This window comes from Pilimelia terevasa (genome assembly GCF_014647915.1).
GTDB classification, from domain to species: Bacteria; Actinomycetota; Actinomycetes; order Mycobacteriales; family Micromonosporaceae; genus Pilimelia; species Pilimelia terevasa.
Genome location: NZ_BMQC01000037.1, coordinates 1 through 1,128, shown reverse-complemented (window position 1 = coordinate 1,128; position 1,128 = coordinate 1). Strand labels below are relative to the sequence as shown.

The following is a 1,128-nucleotide window of genomic DNA, read 5'->3' as shown; positions in this document are numbered from 1 at the left end:
GCGGCCCACCACTGCTGGCCGGCCGGCGGCAGCGTGTCGATCGGGTCGTAGTACGCGTACTCCCGCGACGTCGCCTCCACATCAGCAGACTCAATCGACGTCCGATAATTCTTCGTCCAGTACGACACACCCTTCACCCGGTCATACTCCGTCACCATATGCACCCACCGCTTCCCCACAAACGGCACATCACACACAATCCGCGGCGTCGCATAACCCGGCAGATAACCCATAATGTCATGCTGCAACACCTGCGCCTGCGCCAACGACACCCGCCAGTGCTCAGCACTCGGAATCATGTCACACATATAAAAGTAGTACGGAAGGATCCCCGCCTCACCCTGCAACCCGAAACACAAATCCAACAACGCCGACGAAGAATCATTCACCCCCCGCATCAACACACCCTGATTACGCACATCCCGCACACCCGCATCCAACGCCGCCCGCGCCGCCGCCGCCACCAACGGCGTAATCGAATTCACATGATTCACATGAGTATGAATCGCCAAATTCACACCCCGAACACGCGCCAACCCCGCAACCCGACCCAGACCATCCACCACATCCGACTGCAACCAGTGCTGCGGCAGACCCATCAACGCCTTCGTCGCCAACCGCACATCCCGAATACTGTCAATCTCCAACAAACGCGTCAGATACGACTCAAGATTCTTCCACGGCACATTCGCCACATCACCACCGGACACCACCACATCCCGCACACCAGGATTCGCCCGCAAATAATCAACATGCGCGTCATACCGCGCCACCGGCTTCAACGTCAACTTCAACTTGTCAACCTGCGGAGTCGAATTCCCCACCAAATCCATCCGCGTGCAATGCCCACAATACTGCGGACACGTCGACAACAACTCCGCCAACACCTTCGTCGGATAACGGTGCGTCAAACCCTCCGCCACCCACATATCATGCTCATGCAACGAATCCCGCGTCGCATACGGATGCGACACCCAATCCGAACGCCGATCCGACGCCACCGGAATCATGTAACGCCGCACCGGATCCGCATAAAACGCCTCCGTCGACATCACCTCAAACGGCACCATCGTATTCACCATCTGCGGCGGCACCAACATCGACATCGTCGCCATCTGCGCCTGGTCG

1 protein-coding gene is annotated in these 1,128 nt (G+C 58.2%); it reads right to left on the bottom strand.

Going from position 1 to position 1,128, the window contains the following annotated elements; translation table 11 throughout:
* The coding region (locus IEY75_RS20605) for a KamA family radical SAM protein (protein WP_189116049.1) at nucleotides 1-1,128 on the bottom strand (1,128 nt) is incomplete at both ends.